Here is a 4123-nt window from a genome sequence, read left to right on the forward strand (position 1 = left end):
CAGTGTCTTTCACGGAGAAAGAAAACCCGCCGCGAACACCGACAGAAAGGGGAACACCGGAAAAACCGGCTGGCCGGTCCCTGGAGCTCCGGCAGCGCTATCGCCGGAGCGGTTAATGCGCTGGCGTCAGCCAGCTGCAGGGGTTGAGCTTGGCCGTTGCCATCAGACACTAGCCGGGAGGCCCGAAACCCTAAGGGGTTCGGCGGAGACTGGCGGGTGCGCAGCAACTGTCTGGCGCAGTGGGGCTGACGACTGAACGGCATCAGCCGGTCAGAAGCCGTAGGGGGCCATCATTGCCGTTAACATTAGGATTGACCTGCCGGAAAATAGATAACCAGGAACAATAATACCAAGAAGGTCAGGACTCAAATGGTGGGCTGTTTGGCATGGGCCGCAGGCCTCGGTAAACAGCCACCCCGCCGCAGGCGGAGGGTTTTTCGCGCACATCATGGACAGCTTACCCCGCCCGGAAAAATCGATTTCTGTTTCAATTATTTATCGTATGGCAGGGGCTGGCCCCGCCGTTTTACGGTATCAGACAGAAAAAACGTAGCCATCAACAAAAGTCAACTCACCACTAAACAGGTCGCGAGCATAGGCTTCAAAATCGAAATAGTTGTGTATATATTCAGGCACATCACTGAGCAGGCCGCAATCGTCGACAAACTCACGGGCATAATCCTCCTCGCTTGCCGCCGCCCCCCGATAATCGCCCTGAAAACCATCGTAATCACACTTTCCAGTGTATTCAGCCCATGCCACAAATGCATCGATCTGCCCTTCCGCTTCTGCCTGTATAAACGCCTCAATAAATGCCCAGTTAACATTCGTTTCAGAAACATGTTTTGACGGAATACGTTCCCAGTCCTGAAACATAAATTCAGGTTGAGATTCGTCGTCGTGGATCTCGCCGCAAGCGGCGTAAAAATCCGCTTCACTGTCAAAATCAGTCAAATCCAACCACTGGCCAGCAATGCTGCCACCGTTGTATTTATGGTACGTGCCAACATAGACAGCAGGTGAAGTCGTGTTCATGTAAATTCCTCCGCAGGTTGTGGGATAACGAGTCCGGCTTACGCCGGGCCGACACGACAGACGGGCGCAAAGTGGAGGATGCAGGGGCGCTACCGGAAGCCGCAGCGCAAGCGAAGGAGGGAAGTGGACTGGACGGCCAGCGAGTGAATATTGAACGAGCGGGCAACGGGAAGAACACTGAGTGGATGAGTGCGAACGGGTGAGGATAGCGGCGAAGCACACCCTTGCAGCTGTAGCGGCCCGTCTAAAGTGAAGGCACGGCGTTAGCCGTCACCACCCAGACTGTCAGAGAAACCTATTAAGGTGGGTTGTAGACCGTCAGGGCTGCAGCCCTGAAAAAGCGGAGTTTCACGACATCCTTTGAAATAAAAGCTTCAGCCCTTGCAATGATTCTCACGTTCACGCGCAAGAAATGCCCTTTTTTAAACCACATTGCATGAGAATGAAACCACATTAGCTAAGGCACTCACGCAACCTGACCAAACCAACAACCAGAAAACCGGGGCGGAAATCGGCCAGTTACATTTGGAATTATGTTGGCAAAAGGATGCTGGCCAACTGCGCAGGTCGTCAGGTTTTAACGGCAGTTTCGAGAGAGGTTTCAAATTCCATCAAGGAGAAAATCTATTGCCGCTTTTACCTGTGTACGATATTGCGCCGCACCGCAGAACTCTGCACCCAGGGCGCGAACAGGTATACTTGCCAGTTCGTGAGTCATTACTGCGTATTCTTTGCCGTCTGTCAGCCTAATAAGGGGAATCATTCGATCCGGACGATTGCTGCCCGGATATTTTTCAACAGGTAGCAGCGGGATTACAATTCGACGGTTTAACTGTCCGATAATATCGCTCGTTACATCAAGCAACAGGGGGTAAGCGACGCTTTTCCCAGTATTACAGTATACGGTGAATTGCATCGTTAAAACGTCCTGTATTCATCGCTGAAGCAACCATGTTCATCATGGAAACGATTTAATATCTCAAGAGCTTCCGTGTTTTCTTCCTGCCATTTTTTCGTTGCGTAATGACGTAGTTCGGTATCCAGGGCGGCAGTCAGGGTGGAGCTAAGGTTAATACCGGCCTCACGCGCCCGGCTTAGTAAATCTCGCTCTACAGTCATTGTGACGTTCTGTGTATTGCGTTGTTTTGCTGTCATGTGACGCTCTCCTATAATGGTTATACGTGTAAGTTACACAGCGTGATACACATACAATAACAGACTATCGCGCAGAGATCTCCCCGTAAGAAAAGAATGCCGATACTGTCACCTCGAACATGGCCGGTTCGATGCCGGTCATGTCCGTAGCTTGAAAATCAGTATCAGCATACCAGGCGAAAGGCGTCAGGCCCGCCGTGGGCGAGGTTTTCGCTGATCGGGCAGAATATTGCCCATGGGGGCCCGACAATGTCGGGTATCCTTTACGTGGCCGGTTTTGGGCCACCATAGAACGACGGGCTATGCCCGTCGATTTGTAGCAGCAACCGGCATTGTGGCAAGAGATAATTAGGCTCCCCATTAACATACTGTGGGCCCAGTGACAGTGAGTCCGTTGTAAATCACCCGCTGGTCAATATATCGAGCTCACAGGCTCCAGTCGAACCACGTTTACAGCTTGATCGTTCATCACCATGATACGTTCGACTGCCTGAAACCACGTCTCACCATCCAACACCGAAAACCACAGATTATTATTGCTACCACTCAGCACCGGATGGCAGCAAAAATGTACCGCCTGACCGTAACGCTGTTCGGCACAGATAACCATGATCGAACATCTTTTCACTGTTGAGATAGCAGAAACTGCCAGCAATTCAGGAATATCCGACCACGCCCACTGTGCCAGCATCGGTACCAGTAAATAAACCCGCGTTAACGTCCCCCCTGCGCGTCCGCCATCGTTTCGGCTATCACGTTGATATCCAGTGCCGGCATGCCTTGATAAGTCCCCATGATAGCCACACCGTTAACAATGAGTCCCTCTGACGCATCCGGTAAAATAACATGCCAGACACCGGCCAAAAGTGAATGTTGATATGTATTCATCGCATTATCCTGATGTAACGGCCGCGAGGGCGGCCGGTTGATGTTGGCACATTAGACTTTCGGGGGCAGTGCGTTAGGGTAATGACACGATAGAATGTCATTCAGTTTTTCAATAAGCGTCGGGCACGTAAAGGTCAGATGGCCTGAACGCTTCTTGAAATAGCGGATACTGAAATATTCATCAACAAATACAGCCGCATCGGAGGGATTAGCACGGATGTGATCAGAAAGCCGGCCTGAAATACTGTTGCGGTGATCGGTTGCCGATTTGCCATCAAGGAGACGCAAAATGCGCTCTAAATCATTCAGTTTATTATTGGCTGAGTAGCAGCTGCTGAAGCCCCAGCTTGCACTGTATTCAACAAAATAGTTCATGATGATTTTGGCACCAAAACGACAAGGATTATTAGTTTTGTAATCCCAGGACAATGACTTAAACAGGTTGATCACCCCCCGCTCGAAAACAGCTTCTTTTTCATGATTAAGCTGCTCAAAGGAGGCCAAAATATTGTCATGCGTGATTTCAGGATATTCACCACGTTCAAGGTGAGTATCCCATTCAGTACGGGCTTGATCGTCCATCAGACTTAACATGCCCGATTTTTTCATCAAATCAGCCCATATATGGCGATCGTTCACTTTCTTTACGCGGACAAGAACATCGTCTTTATGTGCGGCAAACAGAGAGGTATAAATACCATTTTTAGTGTCCCAGTCTTTCACAATACCGCCACCTATCTCGGTTGAGTACTTTTCGGCTTCTTTAAGTAATTCAACCGCTGCGGACACTTTCGCCAAAACGTGCTGACGGCAGGAAATGATTTTTTCAATCGATACGGATGCCATTAGCTCCCCGCGTTCGGTCTGATAATTCACGTCTACACTCGGCATCGCGGTGGTATCGGTAAAATGCTGGGTCATGATGGTGTTCCTCGTCTGTTAGCTTCTTTCTGGCGTCACCCTTTGGGGTTTCACGCAGCGTGGGGAGTCTTGCTCCGTGAAAAAAAGACCGGAACGGGGTATCAGCAGACATGACAAGGGCGAC

Annotated in this window: 9 protein-coding genes; 2 read left to right on the plus strand and 7 right to left on the minus strand. The window is 50.3% G+C overall.

Translation table 11 applies throughout. The features are described from left to right. Positions 1–256: hypothetical protein (locus tag AEP37_RS27055; RefSeq protein ID WP_049615410.1), on the plus strand; the 256-nt coding region annotated here is incomplete at its 5' end. 278 nt (positions 257–534) lie between these two features. Here the strand turns inward: AEP37_RS27055 and AEP37_RS22465 are convergent. Continuing rightward, positions 535–1035 (minus strand): antirestriction protein ArdA, encoded by a 501-nt coding sequence (locus AEP37_RS22465; RefSeq protein ID WP_012606368.1) that lies wholly within the window; start codon positions 1033–1035, stop codon positions 535–537. Here AEP37_RS22465 and AEP37_RS27060 point away from each other — a divergent pair. Next, positions 1020–1238, plus strand: coding sequence for a hypothetical protein (locus AEP37_RS27060; RefSeq protein WP_202905498.1), 219 nt, complete (start codon positions 1020–1022; stop codon positions 1236–1238). The two genes, AEP37_RS22465 and AEP37_RS27060, sit on opposite strands and share 16 nt — an antisense overlap. Positions 1239–1636: 398 nt before the next feature. On the opposite strand, the gene AEP37_RS22475 is transcribed toward AEP37_RS27060, so the two are convergent. The 6 genes from AEP37_RS22475 to AEP37_RS22495 form a co-directional block, all read right to left on the minus strand. Then, positions 1637–1951, minus strand: coding sequence for a CcdB family protein (locus AEP37_RS22475; RefSeq protein ID WP_012606369.1), 315 nt, complete (start codon positions 1949–1951; stop codon positions 1637–1639). 2 nt (positions 1952–1953) lie between these two features. After that, entirely contained in the window at positions 1954–2190 is a 237-nt protein-coding gene (locus tag AEP37_RS22480; protein WP_012606370.1) for a type II toxin-antitoxin system CcdA family antitoxin, read from the minus strand. 64 nt (positions 2191–2254) lie between these two features. Beyond that, on the minus strand, positions 2255–2557 hold the full coding sequence (locus AEP37_RS22485) for a hypothetical protein (RefSeq protein ID WP_072086398.1): 303 nt from the start codon (positions 2555–2557) through the stop codon (positions 2255–2257). A gap of 45 nt (positions 2558–2602) precedes the next feature. Continuing rightward, positions 2603–2881: a hypothetical protein gene (locus AEP37_RS22490; RefSeq protein ID WP_049615412.1), complete on the minus strand. Its 279-nt coding sequence runs from the start codon at positions 2879–2881 to the stop codon at positions 2603–2605. A 23-nt stretch (positions 2882–2904) separates the two neighbouring features. After that, entirely contained in the window at positions 2905–3078 is a 174-nt protein-coding gene (locus AEP37_RS26360; protein WP_012606373.1) for a hypothetical protein, read from the minus strand. 51 nt (positions 3079–3129) lie between these two features. Continuing rightward, complete coding sequence (locus tag AEP37_RS22495) at positions 3130–3999, minus strand: DUF4942 domain-containing protein (RefSeq protein WP_012606374.1); 870 nt, start codon at positions 3997–3999, stop codon at positions 3130–3132. Positions 4000–4123 lie beyond the last annotated feature (124 nt).

It is taken from the genome of Yersinia pekkanenii, assembly GCF_001152565.1.
Lineage (GTDB): Bacteria > Pseudomonadota > Gammaproteobacteria > Enterobacterales > Enterobacteriaceae > Yersinia > Yersinia pekkanenii.

Excerpts from the sequence above, each read along its gene's own strand:
- AEP37_RS22495 (WP_012606374.1), bottom strand. The coding sequence starts at position 3,999 with ATGACCCAGCATTTTACCGATACCACCGCGATGCCGAGTGTAGACGTG.
- AEP37_RS22490 (WP_049615412.1), bottom strand. The coding sequence starts at position 2,881 with ATGCTGGCACAGTGGGCGTGGTCGGATATTCCTGAATTGCTGGCAGTT.
- AEP37_RS26360 (WP_012606373.1), bottom strand. The coding sequence starts at position 3,078 with ATGAATACATATCAACATTCACTTTTGGCCGGTGTCTGGCATGTTATT.
- AEP37_RS22480 (WP_012606370.1), bottom strand. The coding sequence starts at position 2,190 with ATGACAGCAAAACAACGCAATACACAGAACGTCACAATGACTGTAGAG.
- AEP37_RS22475 (WP_012606369.1), bottom strand. The coding sequence starts at position 1,951 with ATGCAATTCACCGTATACTGTAATACTGGGAAAAGCGTCGCTTACCCC.
- AEP37_RS22465 (WP_012606368.1), bottom strand. The coding sequence starts at position 1,035 with ATGAACACGACTTCACCTGCTGTCTATGTTGGCACGTACCATAAATAC.
- AEP37_RS22485 (WP_072086398.1), bottom strand. The coding sequence starts at position 2,557 with ATGTTAATGGGGAGCCTAATTATCTCTTGCCACAATGCCGGTTGCTGC.